The sequence below is a fragment of the Onishia niordana genome, from assembly GCF_004798965.1.
In the GTDB taxonomy this organism is placed as follows: Bacteria; Pseudomonadota; Gammaproteobacteria; order Pseudomonadales; family Halomonadaceae; genus Onishia; species Onishia niordana.
The window spans coordinates 32,074-53,307 of sequence record NZ_SDSD01000003.1 but is presented as its reverse complement, the minus strand read 5'-3'; the positions used below and the strand labels follow the sequence as shown (position 1 = coordinate 53,307).

Annotated in this window: 15 protein-coding genes; 11 read left to right on the top strand and 4 right to left on the bottom strand. The window is 58.3% G+C overall.

What is annotated here, in order from left to right:
- Positions 1-107: 107 nt before the first annotated feature.
- From ETC27_RS06875 to ETC27_RS06860, 4 genes are all read right to left on the bottom strand, one after another.
- A complete protein-coding gene (locus tag ETC27_RS06875; RefSeq protein WP_136254275.1) occupies positions 108-3,143 on the bottom strand; it encodes a sensor domain-containing protein in 3,036 nt (1,011 codons plus the stop codon).
- A 760-nt stretch (positions 3,144-3,903) separates the two neighbouring features.
- The gene (locus ETC27_RS06870; RefSeq protein WP_136254274.1) at positions 3,904-6,093 is read right to left on the bottom strand and encodes an OsmC domain/YcaO domain-containing protein; all 2,190 of its coding nucleotides are present in this window, start codon (positions 6,091-6,093) and stop codon (positions 3,904-3,906) included.
- A gap of 245 nt (positions 6,094-6,338) precedes the next feature.
- The gene (locus tag ETC27_RS06865) at positions 6,339-7,229 is read right to left on the bottom strand and encodes a DMT family transporter (protein WP_240724839.1); all 891 of its coding nucleotides are present in this window, start codon (positions 7,227-7,229) and stop codon (positions 6,339-6,341) included.
- Between the two features lie 292 nt (positions 7,230-7,521).
- Positions 7,522-7,776 (bottom strand): hypothetical protein, encoded by a 255-nt coding sequence (locus ETC27_RS06860; protein WP_136254273.1) that lies wholly within the window; start codon positions 7,774-7,776, stop codon positions 7,522-7,524.
- Between the two features lie 497 nt (positions 7,777-8,273).
- Here ETC27_RS06860 and ETC27_RS06855 point away from each other — a divergent pair, with 497 nt between their 5' ends.
- The 11 genes from ETC27_RS06855 to ETC27_RS06805 all read left to right on the top strand — a co-directional run bounded on the left by ETC27_RS06855 (position 8,274) and on the right by ETC27_RS06805 (position 21,149).
- Positions 8,274-9,038 (top strand): sulfite exporter TauE/SafE family protein, encoded by a 765-nt coding sequence (locus ETC27_RS06855; protein WP_136254272.1) that lies wholly within the window; start codon positions 8,274-8,276, stop codon positions 9,036-9,038.
- Between the two features lie 94 nt (positions 9,039-9,132).
- A complete protein-coding gene (yejK, locus tag ETC27_RS06850) occupies positions 9,133-10,128 on the top strand; it encodes a nucleoid-associated protein YejK (protein ID WP_136254271.1) in 996 nt (331 codons plus the stop codon).
- 52 nt (positions 10,129-10,180) lie between these two features.
- A complete protein-coding gene (locus ETC27_RS06845; protein WP_136254270.1) occupies positions 10,181-11,968 on the top strand; it encodes an ABC transporter transmembrane domain-containing protein in 1,788 nt (595 codons plus the stop codon).
- A gap of 144 nt (positions 11,969-12,112) precedes the next feature.
- A complete protein-coding gene (locus ETC27_RS06840; RefSeq protein ID WP_136254269.1) occupies positions 12,113-12,895 on the top strand; it encodes a GGDEF domain-containing protein in 783 nt (260 codons plus the stop codon).
- A gap of 176 nt (positions 12,896-13,071) precedes the next feature.
- Entirely contained in the window at positions 13,072-13,983 is a 912-nt protein-coding gene (locus ETC27_RS06835) for an N-acetylmuramoyl-L-alanine amidase (RefSeq protein WP_136254268.1), read from the top strand.
- Between the two features lie 52 nt (positions 13,984-14,035).
- Entirely contained in the window at positions 14,036-14,632 is a 597-nt protein-coding gene (locus ETC27_RS06830) for a GNAT family N-acetyltransferase (protein ID WP_136254267.1), read from the top strand.
- Complete coding sequence (locus ETC27_RS06825; protein ID WP_136254266.1) at positions 14,629-15,537, top strand: carbon-nitrogen hydrolase family protein; 909 nt, start codon at positions 14,629-14,631, stop codon at positions 15,535-15,537. The genes ETC27_RS06830 and ETC27_RS06825 overlap by 4 nt, the downstream gene beginning before the upstream one ends.
- Before the next feature lie 123 nt (positions 15,538-15,660).
- The gene (locus tag ETC27_RS06820) at positions 15,661-17,379 is read left to right on the top strand and encodes a proline--tRNA ligase (protein WP_136254265.1); all 1,719 of its coding nucleotides are present in this window, start codon (positions 15,661-15,663) and stop codon (positions 17,377-17,379) included.
- A gap of 46 nt (positions 17,380-17,425) precedes the next feature.
- A complete protein-coding gene (locus ETC27_RS06815) occupies positions 17,426-17,986 on the top strand; it encodes a transglycosylase SLT domain-containing protein (protein ID WP_240724838.1) in 561 nt (186 codons plus the stop codon).
- Positions 17,987-18,184: 198 nt separating this feature from the next.
- Positions 18,185-18,805, top strand: coding sequence for a carboxypeptidase regulatory-like domain-containing protein (locus ETC27_RS06810; RefSeq protein ID WP_240724837.1), 621 nt, complete (start codon positions 18,185-18,187; stop codon positions 18,803-18,805).
- A 7-nt stretch (positions 18,806-18,812) separates the two neighbouring features.
- Positions 18,813-21,149 carry a bifunctional diguanylate cyclase/phosphodiesterase gene (locus ETC27_RS06805; RefSeq protein WP_136254263.1) on the top strand — a complete coding sequence of 779 codons (2,337 nt, stop codon included), beginning with the start codon at positions 18,813-18,815 and terminating at the stop codon, positions 21,147-21,149.
- Positions 21,150-21,234: the final 85 nt, after the last annotated feature.

Below are 21,234 nucleotides of genomic sequence, written 5' to 3'. Positions count from 1 at the left end.
GCGCCGGAATTTCAAACCCATCAAGCGACTCAACAGTACCCATACGACCCGCTAATGTTTGGACGATTGACGACCGGGGTCATTTGGCCGCCGACAAGGCCATCCAATCAGATGCGCATTGCGTCAATCACTTCCTGATAAGGCAATGGCCGAGAAAACAGATACCCTTGGGCCTGATCGCACCCGCGCTCCCTGAGCTTCTCTAATTGTTCGTCGGTTTCCACACCTTCGGCAATAACGTTCAACCCCAGACTATGCGCCATCACAATAATGGTGTTGACGATCACCTCACTGTCCGAATCTGTGTTAACTTCGGCGACAAAGGCCTTGTCGATCTTGAGGGTATGAATCGGAAAGCGCTTCAGGTAGCTCAAGCTTGAATAGCCGGTACCGAAGTCATCCAGGGAAATGTTCACTCCGAGATTGATCAACTGCGTCATCGTGGCGATGGCCGATTCCACATCGTAGATCAGTGTGCTTTCCGTGATCTCCAGTTCCAGGTTAGCCGGCAGCAAGCCGGTTTCCTCCAGGATCTGGTGGATCACGGCGACAAGGTTTTCTTGGTGGAACTGCCGGGCTGAAAGGTTCACTGCCATTTTAAGCCCAGGCGAGGCGGCACCTTTTCGGCATGCCTCACGCAGTACCCATTCGCCTATGGGCACAATCAGCCCTGTCCTCTCAGCCAGGGGTATGAAGTGATCTGGAGACACCATGCCATGTGTCGGATGATGCCAGCGCAGAAGAGCTTCCAGACCCACTACCTCGCGAGAGGCGATATCGATCTGAGGCTGGTAGTAAAGCTGAAACTGTTCCTGGCTTAAGGCATGCCGCAATGAGGTTTCAAACGCGAGACCGTCATAAGGCAGCCCTCTACTATCGGGCACAAAATGCCGATAGTCGTTGCCTCCATATTCCTTAATGCCGGTCATCGCGTCTCTGGCATTATTGATCAGTGAATCAGTGTCTCCGCCATCAGGCGAGTGCTCAGCAATGCCGATGCTGCACGAGACGAACAATTCCCGACCATCGTCAAGAACCATAAGCGAATGTAGTGCGGAAGTGATGGTATTAGCGACCTCGGCGGCATCAGCGATACTGTGTTCGGGGAGCAGGACGATGAATTCATCCCCCCCCCAGCGGGATACCGTGTCGGCCTTGGTCACACAGGACCTGATCCGCTGTGCTACCTGACGGAGTACATCGTCACCGCCAGTGTGACCGAGACTATCATTGACCTGTTTGAACCGGTCGATGTCCAGGTACAGAATGCTGACCATGCTTTGGTAACTGTCTGCCTGTAATATCGCCTGTTGAAGCCGGTCGGTCAGCAACAGACGATTCGGCAACGCTGTGACGTTATCAAAGTGCGTCAGATACTCGAGCTGCTGACTCCTGGCCAAGTTCTCGATCGCGAACGAGATGTCGCCAGCCACTTCCTGTAGCAGTGTCATTTCGGACTGATCGAAGGAAAACGGCTCGCGCCGATAAATCAAAAAAGCGGCTTCCAGACGGTGATCAAGCGAGGCCAGAGGAAAGGCTGCCAAAGCCCCTATTCCCACCTCGGCCAGATTCAGCGAATCGTCATTGGCTTTTTGGTCTGCAAGATCGTTGCGAACTACCGCGCTTTTTCGCTCCAGGCATTGTCTGAGGGCGTCTATTTCAACGTCAGACAAGTGCCGAGTATCAAGCCGGCTATCCATTGAGTAAGCATGCAGCGTCTCGTAACGACCCGACTCGCTGTCGTACTGCACGACTAACGCAGCGGGTAGCTCGCCTTCTTCGACCGTAATACGCGTGGCCTCATCGCACAGCAACTCACTTGTTTGGGCTCGCACGATCAGCGTATTGATACCACTCAACACTTTATGAATGCGGCTGAGGCGCATAATTTTTTGCTCTGACTCTACCCGCTCGGTGATATCCACGATCGCCGCCATGACATAGTTCGTATCGGCCGTTCTCACCGGATTCAAGGCAATTTCAGCCCGGAATTCGGTGCCATCATGTCGCATGGCAAAGAGCTCTCGCCCTGCCCCCATGATCCTCTGCTCAGGGTGGAACATGTACTCATTCCGATAGCCCGCATGATGTGAGCGGAATCTGCTGGGTATCAGGCGCTCCACCGGCAGCCCCACCAAGTGACCATCCGGGTAACGAAATACCGTGTTCGCGAGACGATTGGCCATACGGATGATGCCATCCTCATCGACCATGATCGTCGCCACAGGGCTGGAGTCTATGGTCGAGCGAAAACGTTCTTCTTCACGGTTAAGCGCATCGGCTCCTACCCAACCGACAAAACCCAATACCAAAATGCTGGAGAGGCTACTCAATACGAAACCAAAGGCCTCTGTATAGAGGCCAGCTGTTACGCCCTGCAGGCTCAGCCACCCTGTGACAACTGGCGTGATACAGATGAACGGTAGCCAGCGTCTCAAGGTACGGCCACCCACATACGGACTCGTGGCTGAGCGCATCAGCCCATCTTCAGGGTGCACCAACAGCATTCCCGCCCCACACAGCACGAACAGAGCCGCCGTATGTAGCGCCATGGTAGAAAAAATAAACAGACTGAAATGCTGGATACCGAAGACATAACCGATTAATGCCACGCAGCTGATCATGATCACGGCAAGGGCGAGGAGTTGCGTGGCCAGGATTGAGAGACGCCAAGATAACAAGCTCGCCAGCCAGCCGGCGCCGAGCATGATGAAGCACAATGCGGTACCAACCGACATTCGCCCTGGCCAATGACTCGCTAGCGTAGTCTCGTCTCTCACCACAAGATTATCGATACCGAGTCGCCATCCAAAGGCGTACTCGACAAGGGTTAGCCCCGATACCACGAGAACAAAGCACGCGAGCCCCCCTGAGATAGCAAGGCTAACCGGCGCCGTCACGAACGGCGATTTACACTTCAACATAAGGCCACAGGCAATAAAGCACAGGGCAGTGTTGAGCTTCATCGACTCGAAGTTAGGCAGTACACGCTTTCCTGACTCAAAATCAAAGAGCCAAGACAGCAAAACCAGAGCGCCGCTCACGATCACCACCCAGCCGATCTGATTGGCCATAGCGGTGTAACTTCTCTGCACATACTTCGCTACGCCAATGTGTCGAGCGCCTGCCTCCTGAAATGGCATCCTCTGCTCCCTCCCTGGGTTGAGTGGCATACGACTCAAAGGCTCTTATGATCATCGACCGATAGCCTTAAAGCTTTAAGATCCCCCTGCGCTGGCGGATCCAGGCTATGAGTGGAACAGCGTCAATCGATAGATGATGGACCTTCTTGATATTTTTGTTGACATCCCTCTGCTACAGACCATGAAGGCACAAGTAGATGATTCCGCCTATTTATTGGGTGAGCTTGCAGCCTAGCCATTTCACTCCACTGGACTTAGGTCATCCTTTTGCGTGCTCCAAGAAGCATCTGGTTGAGAGAAGACTTGACTATCCACGCTGAAGTCGCGCTAACGCTTTGGATCTTTGTCAAGATCCAATAGCCACTTGTGAGTTCCACATGGGGTCCGACGGCAGAAACGTTGCCCTTGGCGTGGATCGTGGCCGTGCTTTCGATGCTGATAGGAATGTGACATGAATACAATACATAACCTAAAAGATCAGATATTGCATCTCAAATTCTGTGTTCAGGCCTGAGCCCGCTCGCACTTGAGTGCGTCAACCGCACCAAAGAATGTAAGGATATGTAAGATAAATGAACGTTGTCCATCATTTCCCCGCCCGCTGCAAGACCTGCCTTAAGGTCTTGGCAAGGGCAACTGCCGTTTTTCTTAAATGAAAAAGCCCCCTCGCCAGGTAATGAACTGACCCCCAATAGTTGGACGGTTCATTTAGCCGGCAAGGGGGCTTTCCAGCGTGTGTTATAAAAAAGGGGCTAACGGCTCACTGCTGACCGGCCAGGGCCGCACGATGCGCGTGCAGCTTCTTGTAACTCTCGATCAGTCGGTGATGTTTTTCCAGCCCCTCGAGCTGCATGCTGGTCGGCGTCAGACCGTAGAACCGGACATCGCCATTCACCGAGTCGACCACCGCCTCCATCGTGGTCTCTCCAAACATGCGCGTGAAGTTATAGAGGTAGTCCTCAAGCTCAAGCTCATCGTCGAGCGCAATGTCGAGTACGGCATTCAGCGCCTGGAAGAACAGCCCACGCTCGACGGTGTTGTCGTTGAACTGAAGGAACATCTGGATCCGGTCCTGAGCATCTTCGAGCTGCCCAAGTGCCAGATTGATCAACAGCTTGAGCTCGAGGATGGTGAGCTGGCCCCAGACCGTATTCTCATCAAACTCGACACCGATCAGGGTAATGATGTCCTCCTGATCATCGATCTGGGTCTCTTCCAGACGCTCGAGCAGGTCAGCCAGTTGATCGTCATCCAGGCTGTGAATGTTGAGGATATCTTCACGGAACAACAGCGCCTTGTTGGTGTTGTCCCATACCAGATCCTCGACCGGATAGACCTCGGAATACCCCGGCACCAGGATTCGGCACACCGGTGCGCCCAGGTCTTGATGGACGGCCACGTAAACCTCTTTGCCCATTTCCTCGAGCATGCCGAACAGGCAGGCAGCCTCTTCCTCGGTTGTGCCCGAGAAATCCCACTCACAGAAATCGAGATCGGCCTTGGAGCTGAAGAAGCGCCAGGAAAGCAGCCCCGACGAGTCGATGAAGTGCTCGACGAAGTTATTCGGCTCGGTAACGGCCAGCGAGTTGAACGTCGGTGGCATGAAATCGTTCAGGCCTTCGAAGCTGCGGCCCTGCATCAGCTCGGTCAGGCTGCGTTCAAGCGCCACCTGGAAGCTCGGATGCGCGCCGAAGGAAGCGAAGACACCACCGGTTTTGGGGTTCATCAGCGTCACACAGGCCACGGGGAAGCGACCGCCCAGCGAAGCATCCTTGACCAGCACCGGGAAGCCCTGAGCCTCCAGCGCCTCGACCCCCTCCAGGATATCCGGGTATTTCTTCAGCACCTCCATCGGTACGTCCGGCAGCGTGATCTCCTGTTCAATGATCTCGCGCTTCACTGCCCGCTCGAAGATTTCCGACAGGCACTGCACTTCGGCTTCCTGCAGCGTATTGCCGGCACTCATGCCATTGCTGAGAAAGAGATTCTCGATCAGATTCGAGGGGAAGTAGATCGTCTCGCCATCCGACTGGCGCACAAAGGGCAGCGAGACGATGCCGCGTTCCACCTTGCCCGAGTTGGTATCGATCAGGTTGGAACCGCACAGCTCGTCATCCGGGTTATAGATTTCGAGGCAGTGCTCGTCGAGGATGCCGTCGGGTAGTTCGTCATTGGGCCCCGGCTGGAACCACTTCTCATTCGGATAATGCACAAATTCGCTGTTGGCGATCTCTTCACCGAAGAACTGATCGTTATAGAAGAAGTTGCAGCTCAAGCGCTCGATGAACTCACCAAGCGCCGAGGCCAGCGCGCTCTCCTTGGTGGCTCCCTTGCCGTTGGTGAAGCACGCCGGGGATGCTGCATCACGAATATGCAGCGACCAGACATGCGGTACGATATTGCGCCATGACGCGATCTCGACCTTCATGCCGAGGTTTTCGAAGAGGCGGGTCATGTTGGCGATGGTCTGCTCAAGTGGCAGGTCCTTGCCCTCGATCCAGGTGCTGACACCCTCTTTTGGCTCTGCCATCAACAGCGCCTGGGCATCCTCGTCCAGATTCTCGACCGTCTCGATCTGGAACTCGGGGCCGTTCTGGACCACTTTCTTTACCGTGCAGCGATCAATGGAGCGCAGGATCCCCTGACGATCCTTGTCGGAGAGATCGTCCGGTAACTCCACCTGAATCTTGAAGATATGGTTGTAGCGATCTTCCGGGTCGACGATGTTGTTCTGCGAGAGGCGAATATTCTCGGTGGGGATATTGCGCGCATTGCAGTACACCTTGACGAAATACGCCGCGCACATGGCCGAGGATGCCAGGAAGTAATCGAACGGGCCTGGCGCCGAGCCATCGCCCTTGTAGCGAATGGGCTGGTCCGAGATGACGGTAAAGTCGTCGAACTTGGCCTCCAGCCGGAGGTTATCGAGATAGTTGACCTTGATTTCCATGGAACGGGCACCGGACGTGGTTGCTTCAGCGAAGCAAAGGCAGAAAACCGGCCATTATCCAGCTTTTACCGCCGAGCGTCATTGAAGGGTGACAAAAAATCACCGGCTCGGCGCTGGCCAGCAGCAAACGGCGCTCTTGATGGCTCGTATCCCCAGGTAGCAAAGCCCCAAAAGCCGAGGGCCGCAGTCAGCGGATTTTCGATGCACATGATTCATGAGGGATAGACTCGCCGTCATTCTCAATATCATGATGCCGGCCGGCGCTTAAGGCTGATACGCCGCTCGTGATAAGCGATCGCCAAGCCGCTGGCGATGATGATCATGGTGCCGACATAGACCCATAGATCGGGCATCTCACCCCACAACCACCAGCCGAGTAGAACCGCCCAGACCATGCCGGTGTAGTCGAAGGGGGCGACCAGCGCCGCCGGGGCATGGCGAAAGGCCAGGGTAATACAGGCCATCGCACCGATACCGAAAACACCCGCCCCCATAAACCCTAACCAGTGCAGCGGCCAAGGTGTCTGCCAAACCCAGGGCAGCATGGCGCCGGTAACCAACAGCGGCACCAGCGTGACATAGAAGACCATCGCCCACAGGTATTCACGTACCCCGTAACGCCGTGCCGTGATCATCACCAGTGCGTAGAAAAGCGCGGCACCCACTACCACCAAAGCGCCAAGCTGGAATCCTGCCGTCCCCGGACGCACGACCACCAGCACCCCCAGGAAACCGACCACGGCGGCGATCAGCGGCAATCTTTCTACGCGCTCGCCCAGTAATGGCACCGAGAGGAGGGTCACAAACATGGGGGCGGCGAAGGCAATCGCCGTGGTTTCTGCCAGCGGCAGTACTGTCAGTCCAAACACGAAACACAGCATCGTGCCGGTCGCCAGCAGGCCGCGTACCAGGTGCACGCCGGGTCGCCTGGTCGAAAGCTTGCGCAGTCCACCATTGAAGTGCGCGATCAACGCAATCAGCGGTAGCGATATCAGTGTACGAAAGAAAATGATCTGGATCGGCGAATGCACCTCACCGAGCCATTTGGAAATCGCGTCGCCCACCGAGAGACAGAACACGCCGAGACACATCCACAGAATCCCTTTCTGTGATGATGACAGTAGCGATGACGACATGCCTTCCTCCCTTGAACCATCGGACTGCACTGGAAGAGTGCAGCGCAATGCCACCTAACATACCTAAGTCAAGGAAGAAGAGCGACATAGACATAAGAAACGCAGCAAAAGCAAAAAGGCCAAGGCAATAAGCCTCGGCCTTTAATCATTAAATCTTGATAACATACACACCCACACTGTATTTATTATCGATTAAACCTGCCCTACCCCTCCTTGCTTCTGGGCCTTCCTATCAAGTTGACTAAAAAGCCCCCTCTCATCATCAAAGGCGGCCTTCACGCCGACGCCACGCTTAACGCCACCAAGGACTGGCTTCTCTGACTTGTCGCGTCGGACTGCTGCGCATCACTTTCTTACTGATGACCTTTTTATGGAGTAACGCAGAACGCTCATTCAGGTAACGGGAATCTGACGCCAGCAGCATACCAGCCTCTTGAACTGGCTGGACGCCGGCATCACCGGCTGGTTTTGCCCGATCTGCGGCCAGCGCCAAAGATGAGCCCAGTATACAAAGCACCAACGACGTCTCAATAATCATGAGTTTCATGGCACACCTCAATATCATTGAAGAAAAACACCTCCCATAAATAACTCGCCTCTCCTTGACCACCTCATGGGTAAAACCTACCAATCACCATGTTCACTCAAGCCTTAAAGAGTAAGAGAAACATAAAAAAGATGAGACCGCCTAACAGGAGAGTCTTACTTTATCGGGTTAGTCTTATAGCCGCCTGAGCGGACAATACGTTGGCCTTAACAGTATAGTGGGTCGCGGTGATGACACGCATAGAAATGCTAGAAGAAAAAATGGCACACACATGCCCATTCGGTATTTTCAGTTTCTGATTGAGCTGTTTCACCCTTGGGCAGATGCCTTAACCCCTGAATTCAAGACCGAGAGAGCCGTCGCACTCCCTGGTCATGCTCGTTCTGACTGCAGGATCTCGCCGTTGCCATCCTGGGGCTGCGTCTTGCTCCTACCCAACCTGAGCGCACACATGGACAATACCGTCTATCGATTCAAGCACACCCTGGAATCTCGCCATGGACACTTGGCAATACATCGCCATTTTCTCAACGCTGGCTCTCGCCAGTTATGTACAGACGCTCACCGGCTTTGCCTTCGGCCTGATCGTCATGGGGTTACTCGCCGCCATCGAGGTCTTGCCCATCGAGAGTGCCGCACTCTTATGCACCCTGCTGAGCCTGTTCAACAACGCCATGGCACTCAGGGGGCGCTGGCAAGAGATCGACAGCACCATGATGCGACGCCTACTGCTGCTTGGCCTGGCCGCGCTGCCGGTGGGTTACTATCTGGCAATGTGGCTGGGCGAATCTCAAGCGCCCTTACTGGGCATGCTGCTGGGAATCGTCATCTTGATCGCCTGCATTGCGCTAATGCGCTCCCCCTCGCCTCGTCAGTCACCATCACCTGTCTGGCAGTTTCACCTCGCTGGGCTTTTCTCGGGGTTGATGGGTGGGCTTTTCTCCACCAATGGCCCGCCATTGGTGATGATGCTCTACCGCCAGCCAATGACGCTGCTCGCGATTCGCTGCACCCTTCTGGGTGCCTTCCTTGTCATGGGGCTGGCTCGCATGGGGTTGGCACTGCTCTCACCCGGACGCGCCGGCGAGCATCTCTCAGAGCTGATGGTTCTGGGTACCGTGGGAGCCTGTGTCGTGGCCGCCAGCACTGAACTCGCCAGACGTTTGCCACCCCCGTTAAGCGATCAGAATTTGCGTCGCGCCGCCTATGGCATTTTGCTGCTGGCGAGCCTCAACCTGATCGGCAAGGGACTCCTGGCCTAAACGCCCCTCTCGACAACCGACCACCACTGAAAGGACCAGCCAAGGGCAATCATGCGGTATCATCGGCGCCCCATGCACGAGCCAAGGGTCCTCCATGCCGATTCTTCAAAGCATCGTCCACACCATCGACAAGGCCGGCAGCGACACCCCGGCGACCCTCACGCCGACCACCGAAGCCATGAGTGACTCACCCACCATGAGCGAGTTGCTGGCCGGCCTCAACAAGGCCTTCCACGGCAAGGCCAAGACGTGGGGCCGCTTCACCGAGGGCGATGATGCCGGCGACTTCGCCCCGCGCCTTTCGTCCTTGATGGTAGGTGATCAGGACTTCGTGACGTTCTCCCGAGAGCTCGCCGAGCGCGTCAAGGCGCTGGTTGATGACCACCTGCCGCTGGGGGGACATTTGCTCATCGCCCATGAACGCCAGGGCGACACTGAATATCTCTCGCTTGCACTTTTGCATCAGCGCCAGGGCTTTGGCCTCGATGACGACCAGAACGTCGTAACCGTCAATCAACTCAACCTGACTCAGCCCTCGCTTGCCGCACGCATTAACCTGACCCAATGGCAGGAGGACTCACCGTCGCGCCAATACCTTTCCTTCCTGCGTGATCGCGGCGGCAAGAAGCTGGCCGACGACTTCGCAGCCCTGCTCGGGGCACAGGAAGGGGTCGACGCCTCAAGCGAGACGCGCACTCTCCTCAAGGCATTCAGCGACTATGTCGAGCAGGAAGACCTTTCCGAGGAACAGAGTCGCGAGAAGACGGATGCCGTCATCGACTATGCCAGCGACCAGGCGAGCCGTGGCGAGCCCATTACCCTGGATGAGCTCTCAGAACTGGTCGACGAACAGCAACCCAAGGCCTTCTATGAACACATCCGTCAGCAGGACTACGGCCTGTCACCGGAGATCCCGCCAGACAAACGCGCCCTCAATCAGTTTCGCCGCTTCACGGGGCGCGCTGGCGGGGTATCAATAAGTTTCGACTCGCACCTGCTGGGCTCAAGCGTCGAGTACGACGCCGAGCAGGACCGCTTGATCATCAAGAAGGTACCAACGGGGCTTCGCGACCAGCTCAAGAAGAGCTAGCTGCCTGCCCGTTGTCCCGCCCACTGTTGTGCAAAGGTACTGACGCTTGCCCATGACATCGCGCCCCAACCCCCGCATTCTGCTGCGCCTGCTATCGTTGCTGCGCCCTTACCGCACCCGCTTGCTCCTGGCGGCAGCCTCGCTACTGGTGGCCTCGGGTAGCGTGCTGATGATGGGGCAGGGACTCAGGATGGTGATCGATCAGGGGTTTATCGCCGAGGATGCCGCGCGCCTCAATCAGGCCCTGCTGGGGTTGCTGGTCATCGTGGCACTGCTTGCCGGGGCATCGGCGCTTCGCTATTACTTGGTCACCTGGATCGGCGAGCGACTAGCGGGAGACCTTCGCCGTCAAGTCTTTGATCATCTACTGACCCTGGAACCCGCCTTTTTTGAGCAGGGGTCAGTCACGGCCGGGGGGGACGAGCATGGTGGTGCAGGCGAGATCCAGTCGCGGCTGACGGCTGACACCAGCGTGCTGCAGAGCCTGTTCGGCTCATCGCTATCGGTTGCATTGCGCAACCTGCTGATGCTGATCGGGGCGATCGTGATGATGGTGGCGACCCAGCCCTGGTTGTCAGCACTGGTGCTGCTGGGAATCCCCGCAACGCTATTGCCGATCCTCTGGTATGGCCGCCGCGTGCGGCGCCTGTCGCGCTCAAGCCAGGATCGGGTCGCCGAGCTTGGCCGCTATGCCGGCGAGTCGCTAAACGGCATCCGCACCCTGCAGGCATTCGGTCACGAGCCCATCGACCGGTGCAACTATGGCATTCGCGTCGAAGGCGCCTTCGACACTGCCATCGACCGTACCCGGCAGCGAGCCTGGCTGACAGGTATTGCCATGCTGGTGGTGTTCACCGCCGTGGGGTTCATGCTTTGGCAAGGGGGTCATGCCGTACTGGCCGGCGATATGAGCGCCGGTGAGCTGTCGGCATTTGTCTTCTATGCGGTGCTGGCCGCCGGTGGCGTGGCCGCACTGGCCGAGGTCGCGGGCGACGTGCAGCGAGCTGCTGGTGCCGCTGAACGACTATTGGAACTGCTCGATGCTCGCCCCGCCATTACCGCACCGGCAACCCCGCGCGCCCTGCCCCCTGAGCTCAAAGGGGCCATCGGTATCGAAGGCGTCTGTTTTGCTTACCCGAACCGCCCCGACGTGCCGGCGCTCGACGGTATCGATCTGCACATCCGCCCTGGCGAGCGAATAGCACTGGTCGGCCCCTCCGGTGCCGGCAAGAGCACGTTGCTGCACCTGCTGCTGCGTTTCTACGATCCTCAGGCAGGCCGCCTGACGCTGGATGGCATCGACCTGCGCGAACTCGATCCGCGGGCACTGCGCGCTCAGCTCGGCCTGGTCTCTCAGGAGCCGGTGCTGTTCTCCGGCTCCGCCGCCGACAACATTCGCTACGGCAACCCAGAGGCAAGCCTTGATGAGGTGCGTGAAGCCGCCAGGGATGCCAACGCCCTTCCCTTCATCGAGGCCCTGCCCCAAGGGTTCGATACGCCTCTGGGGCCCGGCGGTGTACAACTCTCAGGCGGCCAGCGTCAGCGCCTGGCGATCGCTCGCGCCCTGCTGCGTGACCCGCGCGTGCTATTGCTCGATGAAGCCACCAGTGCACTGGATGCAGAAAGTGAACGCGTGGTTCAGGAAGCACTGGATCGCCTGATGCGCGGCCGGACGAGCCTGGTCATCGCTCACCGCCTAGCCACCGTCATCGCCGCCGACCGGCTGCTGGTCTTCGACCAGGGGAAAGTGGTGGCATCAGGCCGTCATGCCGACTTGCTGAAAGAAAGCGCGCTCTATCGTCAGTTGGCGAGTCTGCAGTTCACGCCGGATGTCACTTAATCTGCCCCTCGTTCATCAAAACCACCACACCTTATGCGAAAGCATGGCTAAAGGTATGAGTATCGATGCCGATCATTTATTCATGTCGGGGCTTCCCCCTCATCGACGTCGTCCCCATTTCCGGTCAAGGACAAGCCGACACTCATGCCTACCCTGCTATTCCTGCCCTTGGTGGCCGGTCTCATTTCGGTCATCACCTGGTGGTGGGTTGAGCGAATCTATCGTCGTCCACTTAAGCGGTTGATCTCACATCTGGATGACCTCTCCATATCGGGTCAAGGCGAGCGCACGGCGGATAGCCAGATCATCAAGGGAAGACTGACGGAGCGCCTGGCCGAGCGAATCGATCTTCTTAACGACACCAACCAACAGCTACAGGAACAAGCGATCAAGGATCCGCTTACCGGCCTTGGCAATCGGCGTCTACTCGAACAGCGCCTCGACATTGCCCTACCTCTGAGCCGCCGCTGGATGCATGCCGTTTCGGCTTTGATGATCGACGTTGATCACTTCAAGGACTACAACGACCTTTACGGTCACCAGGCAGGCGACGACTGTCTGGTCGAAATTGCTAACGTGCTGCGGGATACCTTTCGACGCGACACCGATATCGTGGTGCGTCTGGGCGGTGAGGAGTTCCTGGTGGTACTGCTCGATACCGGCGAAGATGAGGCCATGCGCCTCGCCGAGGCCATGCGCGGAATGCTGCAGGCGGTAGGCATTGAGCACCAGGCCTCGGGCACCGCCGATGTGGTTACCGTCAGCATCGGCGTCGCCATCACGCCGTCGGGCGTACCGGTCAGCCTCGACGACATCATTGCCACCGCCGATGCCGGCCTTTACGCCTGCAAGGAAGCGGGCCGTAACCAAGTCCTCAGCCGTGCCGTCAGCCGGACCGATACGCTTAAGAACAGTGCAATCGCCTGACCACACATATCGGGATAAACGTTGCCGCAGTGCGTCTTGTCCACTTCAGGCTATCATGATGGCGCAGCATCGATTGCCACCCTGCTGGCCTTCCTCGCGTGCAGTCGTGACGAAAGACGCTGAGCATCTCATAATCGCAGGCAATACTTCCCTCCGCTGAGCTGGGCCAATTCCTCATGGGCAGACTCGTCGTCATCCTGATACTAGCGCTGAGCCTTGGCGCCTGCGCGGGTCAAGCACTGGAACGGCGAGACGGCTATAGCGTCGATCATCGCCACACCGCGACATCCCATTCAAGCCGGGTGCGTCATCTGGTTATTCATTACACCGATGCCGGTGAGGCCGAATCGCTCAGGGCCTTAACCGGCCCAAGGGTCAGCAGCCATTACCTGATTCCCCAACCAGAGGCCGGCGGCCTACCGCCGGTCTATCAGCTCGTCAGTGAGTCACGACGCGCCTGGCATGCGGGCGCCAGCAGTTGGAACGGACGAGAGAATATCAATGACACCTCCATTGGTATCGAAATCGTCAATACGGGTCCGAATGGCCGCTTTGCCGACCTTCAGGCTGGTAAACATCTCGCATGGGCACCCTTTCCCAGCGACCAGATCACCACCTTGATCGCCCTGATCAAGGACATCGTATCCCGCCACGACATCGCCCCTACCGCCGTGGTCAGTCATGCCGAGATCGCTCCGACCCGCAAGATCGATCCAGGGCCGGTCTTTCCCTGGCAGCGCCTTCACCGGGCAGGTATCGGTCCCTGGCCGGACGTCGATCGCGTGGCCTGCTACCGCCAGCGATTCGAGACATCCCCACCGTCGAGAGCGCATCTGAAAAAAGCACTCGCCGCCTGGGGATTTGCCACCACATCGAGCGATATCATCGATGAGACCACTCGGAGTGCACTTCGCGCTTTTCAGATGCGCTATCGCCCTTCCCACTATCCGGGCGTGCCGGACACTGAAACTGCGGCCCGTCTGTGGGCTCTGCTTGAGGAATATCGCCCCGAGCGCTGGCCCTTGATATCGTCTGAAAACGTCATCACGTCGTCACCCAAATGCAACACTGCGTTTGGCGAAGCGTGACGGGCCTGCTAGGGTCGCATCTACCTCTTCGGCCGACGAGACGACGTCTTCCATGAACGATATCACCCTGACTACTTGCCAGGGGCAAAGCATCGCGCCCTACCTTGAAGATTTGGCCCGACTGCGCATACGGGTCTTCCGTGACTTCCCGTATCTTTATGATGGCGACTTCACGTACGAAGCCGAGTACCTGTCGCGCTATGCCGAGTGTCCGCAGAGCCTGTTCGTCCTGGCCTTCGACGGTGAAGCACTCGTCGGGGCCGCCACCGCCATGCCGCTCTCGGCCGAGATGGATGAATTCCGCGCGCCATTTATTGAATCTGACTATCCACTCGACAGCATCTTCTACTATGGCGAATCGGTGCTGCTTGCCGACTACCGTGGGATGGGGATCGGCAAGGCCTTCATGGAGGCTCGCGAAGATCACGCCTTGCGCCAGGGATTCACCACGGTCGCCTTCTGCGCTGTCGAGCGCGAGGCCAACCATCCGCTTCGGCCCGCCGACTATCGTCCACTGCATGAGTTCTGGCAGGGCCGGGGCTACCAGCGGATACCCTCGCTTGCCACCACCTTCGCCTGGAAAGATATCGACGCGGCCGAAGAAACCCACAAGACCCTGGTGTTCTGGGTGAAGGAACTAGCGGCATGAGCGCGGGTTCCGCCACGGTAAACGTCGCCAGCGCTCAGTATCCCATTGATGCGTTTCATGATTTGGCTGAATTCCGCGCCAAGGCTGGGCGCTGGGTACATGACGCGGCGAGCCGTGGGGCAGAGCTGATGGTGTTTCCTGAATATGGCGGCATGGAACTGACCTCGCTGCTACCCGAAGCGATGCGAGATGACCTGGATAGCCAGCTGCATGGTTTGCAACCTCTGCGTGAGGCGGCACTGAGCACCTGGCAGGGGCTGGCACAGAGTCACGGTGTGACCCTGCTTGCACCTTCCATGCCCTGGCAGTGCGACGATGGGCGATTCGTCAATCGTGCCTGGCTGATCGGTCCTGACGGCACCATGAGTTATCAGGACAAGATGATCATGACCCGGTTCGAGAATGACCAGTGGGGCGTGTCGCCGGGAGAAGGACTCAAGGTATTCGACACACCAGCCGGTCGCCTGGGGGTGCTGATTTGTTATGACAGCGAGTTCCCGCTACTCGCCCGCAGGCTGGTCGAGGCCGGTGCCGAGTTGCTGCTGGTGCCCAGCTGCACCGACACTCAGGCGGGATATCACCGGGTTCAGCTTTCCTCCCAGGCCCGTGCCATCGAACAGCAGGTCGCGGTATTGCATGCCCCGACCATAGGTGAGGCCCTATGGTCACCCGCCGTGGACATCAATATCGGGCGCGCCGCTGTCTATACGCCTTGTGATCATGGATTCCCCGCCGATGGCGTGCTGACAAAGGCCAACGACGCCACGCCAGGCTGGCAGTTCGCTCGGCTTGATATTGCACGCATCAACGCCCTGCGCGAATCCGGCCAGGTCAATAACCATGCTGACTGGGCCCTACAGTCCTGCCCACCCGCTGCCGCTATTGAAACCGTCACGCTAGGCTAAGCGACAAGGGCGACTGCCTTTTGCCGCCACCCGGGCTTCACCGTACAATGCGGCTATACCTGCCCGCCGGCTCAACGCCGGCCGGTGCCCAGACGTTCAAGACTCGAAGGATACGCCGGACCCATGCGCGCCAGCCAACTGTTGCTCTCCACGCTCAAGGAAACACCCGCCGACGCCGATGTCATCAGCCATCAGTTGATGCTGCGCGCGGGCATGATTCGCCGCCTGACCTCGGGACTCTACACCTGGCTGCCGATCGGCCTGCGCACGCTGCGCAAGGTCGAGCGAGTGGTCCGCGAAGAGATGGATCGTTCCGCTGCCCAGGAAGTGCTGATGCCGGCAGTACAGCCTGCTGAACTGTGGCAGGAGTCCGGACGCTGGGATCAGTACGGCCCGGAACTGCTGCGCATCAAGGATCGCCACGAACGTGATTACTGTGTGGGGCCAACCCATGAAGAAGTGATTACCGATCTGGTACGCAAGGAGATCGCAAGCTACAAGCAGCTGCCCGCCAACTTCTACCAGATCCAGACCAAGTTTCGCGACGAGATCCGCCCGCGCTTCGGTGTAATGCGCTCGCGGGAGTTCATCATGAAGGATGCGTACTCCTTCCATATCGATGAGGACTCCCTCAAGGAAACCTACCAGGCAATGTATGACGCCTATGTGCGCATCTTTACCCGTCTGGGCCTGGATTTCCGCCCGGTCATCGCCGATAACGGCTCCATTGGCGGCACCGGTTCTCACGAGTTCCACGTGCTGGCCGACTCCGGCGAAGACGACATCGTTTTCTCCACCGGCTCGGATTATGCGGCCAACATCGAGAAGGCCGAGGCCCTGGCAGCGCCGCTTGGCAGTGAGGCCAAAGCTCCTGCGCCGAGTGAAGAACTACGCTTGGTAGACACCCCGGAGACCAAGACCATTGCAGCCCTGGTCCAGAAACACGGGCTTGCCATCGAGAAGACCATCAAGACACTGATGGTTCAGGCAGAGGCCGGTGGCCTGATCGCCTTGCTGGTACGGGGCGATCACGAGCTCAACGAGGTGAAGGCCGAGAACCTGGCCGAGGTCAAGACACCGCTTACCATGGCAACCGAAGATGAGATCCGCGCCGTTGTCGGTGCAGGTCCCGGTTCGCTCGGCCCGCTCAATCTCGACATGCCGGTGATCATTGATCGCAGCGTGGCCCTGATGAGCGACTTCGGCGCCGGCGCCAACACCGACGACAAGCACTACTTCGGCATCAACTGGGAACGTGATCTGGCGCTGCCCAAGGTTGCCGACATCCGCAACGTGGTCGATGGCGACCCCTCGCCGGACGGTCAGGGAGAACTGGCCATCAAGCGTGGCATTGAAGTCGGTCATGTGTTCCAGCTGGGCACCAAGTACTCCGAGGCCATGAATGCCACCGTGCTGGGTGATGATGGCCGCGCTGTCAATCCCTGGATGGGCTGCTACGGCATCGGCGTAACGCGCGTGGTAGCCGCTGCTATCGAGCAGAATCATGACGATGCCGGTATCACCTGGCCGGATGCTCTGGCGCCCTTCGAGGTCACCATGGTGCCGATGAATGCGCACAAGTCCGAGCGCGTCCGCGAAACGGCCGAACGCCTCTACCATGAGCTCAAGGCTCAAGGCATCGACGTGCTGCTCGATGACCGGGATATCCGTCCGGGCGTCAAGTTCGCCGACCAGGAGTTGATCGGCATCCCGCATCGCCTGGTGATCGGTGATCGCAGCCTCGACAAGGGCGAGCTTGAGTACAAGGGACGCCGCGATGACGAGGCCACCATGGTTCCTGCCGACACCATTATCGATTTCCTGCGTGCCCGCATCGGCTAAGCCACGCCGCCAACGCATCAGGCGATGGGCAGTACTGCCGAGCATAATGCTCGTTGGCGCGATGCTGCTGCCCACTGCCACCATGGCCCGAACCTCGCTTGGTTCGGGCTATTCAGCCCCCCTTCACCAAACCCTTGAAGGCGTGCTCGATACGCCAAGAGCTGCCATCGATTTCTGGACAGATCGCCAGTGGCGATCTGCCATGGCAGCTCCACTATCCCGCTTCGTAGATGACCCCGAACGTCGCGCCCTGCTGCTGGACACCATCCAACAGGAGGCACGACTGGCAGGGCTTGCCCCAGGCATCGTGATGGCTGTCATCCAGGTCGAAAGCGCCTTTCAGACCCATGCCGTCTCCAGCGCCGGCGCTCGGGGCCTGATGCAGGTGATGCCTTTCTGGGTCGAGGCCCTTGGCCGACCCGATGATGATTTATTTGATCCCCTTCTCAACCTCCGCTACGGGTGTACCATTCTTGCTCACTACCTGGCGGTAGAGGATGGCGACCTGACCCGCGCTCTAGCCCGCTACAATGGCAGTCGCGGCGAGACATGGTACCCCGAGCGGGTCATGCGCACCTGGCGACAGCGTTGGTGGATAGCCCCTTGATATGCCCCGTCGTTCTCAGTATTAATGCAGGAGCGCTACTAGCTACTAAACGTATTGCCACTCAAGCTAATTCGCTCATTGCCGATGGTTCATGTAATGCAATGTTCTGACTAGCGCGTGAAGCCTGCGAAATAAGGATCTCTAGTGCCCCGCCTTTCTAATGTTTTGTTATCTTCGCTAGTAGTGGCTTCTGCTCTCTTGAACAGTCATGTTGCTCAGGCCGCGCTCGTTACCGTTACCAATGCGGCAACCGGCGCTCCATTGGCTGATGCTGTCGTCGAGGTCAACGTCGCTGACGGCGCGCAGCCCGACACCCCTTCATCGGTCGAGGTATTTCAACGCAATGCAGCCTTCCACCCCCATGTCAGCGCCGTACCGGTAGGCACCAGCGTCACGTTTCCCAATCGCGACACCTCCCGTCACCATGTCTATTCCTTCTCGTCCACCGGTGTCTTCGATCTAAACCTGTACCGACAAGACACCCCCCCACCCGTACACTTCAACAAAGCCGGCGTGGCAGTGATTGGATGTAATATCCACGACGACATGCAAGCCTTCATTGTCATCAGTAACGCAGAGTACCGGGGCGTCACCGACAAGAACGGTAAGGTTAACCTTGAACAACTACCGCCTGGCGAGCACCGCTTGAGGGTATGGCATCCCCGCCTGGAAGCCTCACATCAGCGGTGGTGGGACGTCCCTGACCCGATCAGCGCCGACGATCAAAGAACGGTCTCTCTGACACTAACAGTTCCCCCAAAGCCCGCTTCCCAACCGTCATCGTTGCAGCAGCGTTTCAATCGCGCCATGAGCGAGTGAGGAAAGCATGAGCTTTCGTTCCCGACTATTGATCACCATGCTGTCGGTGGTGATTCTCGCCCAGGTAGTCACGGCCGTGGCGACCCTGAGTGCGATCCGCTCCGATATCATGGCCTCAGGCGAGCGTGATCTGGATGTCGGCCTGAGTGTGCTTCACGAGGTACTTGATGCCCGCGGGCAGCGGCTGCGAGATACTGTCGAAATTCTGACCGACGACTTTGGCTTCAAGAGCGCCGTGGCGACCCAGGACACCGCCACACTGGAATCGGTGCTGATCAACCATGGCAGCCGCGCCGAGGCGGATATGGTGCTGCTTGCCGACCCCACTGGACGCCTGCTGGCCAGCAGCCACCATGAAACCGGCAGCCAACTGCCGTTCAAAGGGTTGTGGCACGATGCTCAGAACAACCAGGGCAGCGTGGAGGTCGTGCTTCAGGACAGCGTGCCCTATCAATTCGTCCTGCTACCGGTGCGGGCTCCCAACCTGATCGGCTGGGCAGGCATGGGCTTTCGCCTGGATGACCAGCTTGCCCAAGAAATCGACAACCTCACCCAGCTGCCTGTCACCTTCATTGGCCACCCACGGGACCAAGCCAATGCCGGCTATGTCGCCACCTCTCGTACTGACCTGCCATCAGGTGAGGTCACGCAACTCCTATCGACCCTCGGCAGTATGGGCAATGTCAAAGACCTAGATGCCAGTGCCGACCACTTGACGCGCGCTCGCTTGCTGCGTCGCACCAGTGAAGATGAAGCCTTCGCTCTTATTCAAGCTTCCCGCAAGAGCTTGCTGGCGCCTTATCGTGATATTCAGTGGCAACTGCTGATTCTGTTCGCCGCTACGCTAACCCTGACGGCCCTAGTCGCGGCCTTGAGTGCGAGAAGCATCAGCAGACCGCTTCACCGACTCGCCAAAGCCGCCAGACGCATCGGCCAGGGCGAGCGCATCCCGGATCTAGACATCCATCAAGGCGGTGAAATGCGCGTGCTGGCGGATACGCTGGTGACCATGCAAGAGGATATCGCGCAGCGCGAGGAGGTCCTCCTGCATCAATCCCGCCATGACCCCTTGACTGACCTGCCCAACCGCACCTCCGCACAGCACGATGTGCAGCGCGATATTGCCGAGGCTCGCGAATTCACACTACTGCGCCTGGCGATCGCTGACTTCCGACGCATCAATGACACCTTCGGCTATGCCCTTGGCGATCAAGTGTTAGTCACGCTTTCACGACGGCTGTTGCAGTTACCCGCGCCGGCCGCCCAGGTCTATCGCATGGGGGGCGACGAATTCATGATGCGCCTGAATGCCCCCGCCTGCCCCATCGACTGGCTCGACACCATTCAGCAGGCGCTATTGGAACCGATTGATCTGGATGGTTCACCGATCATCGTACGGTTGTCGTTTGGCGAGGTTCGTTATCCTGAAGATGGCGACACCTCGCATCTGCTGCTTCGCCGTGCTGATGTGGCGCTGGACATTGCCCGCCGCCATCATCATACCCATCAGCACTATATCGCGGGTCAGGACGAGCGACATCTTCGCCAGCTGACGCTAATTCGCGACCTGCATAACGCGGTCGAGCAAGACCAACTAGCGATGGTCTATCAGCCCAAGGTCATGGCCCAGGACGGCGCCATCGTCCAGTTCGAGGCGCTGATGCGCTGGCAGCATCCCACGCTCGGTTTCATTCCACCCGACGAGTTCATCGCACTGGCCGAACGATCCGGTAATATCCGCCTGCTCAGTGCCTGGATGATCGACACCGTCTGTGCCCAACTGCAGGAGTGGCAGTCTAAGGGGCAGGACATGCGTGTTGCCATCAACCTGTCTGCTGACGACGTCATGGACGAAACTCTGGCGACCCGACTGAAAACGAGTCTGGTAAAACATGATCTGGACCCCGACCAACTGGGGCTTGAAGTCACCGAAAGCGCGATCATCAAGGACCCGGAGCTCGCCACGCGGCACCTGGAAGAACTGCGCGTTGCCGGATTGACGCTGGCCATCGACGACTTCGGTACCGGCTATTCATCACTGGCTCAGCTCAAGCGGCTGCCTGTTCAGGAGCTAAAGATCGATAAGTCCTTCATTCTGCGGCTGGACACGTCTCCTGATGACGAAGTTATCGTGCGCTCGACCATTGAACTTGGTAAGAACCTTGGCCTAAAAGTCGTCGCCGAGGGCGTCGAGACCGAGGAAAGCCGCGCCATGTTGCAAGGCTTCGGCTGCCACTACCTCCAGGGCTACCTGATCGCTCGGCCTCTGCCAGCGGCCGAGGTTCTGGCCTGGGTCGAACGCTACCGTATTCAGCAAACACAGACACAAGGAGCTCAAGGATGAGACGAGCCCGCACTCAAGCACGCTCGCGACGCTTGCCAGCTAACCAGCGGCCGCGGGCAAAGCACAGACATTTAACGCTGTCTTG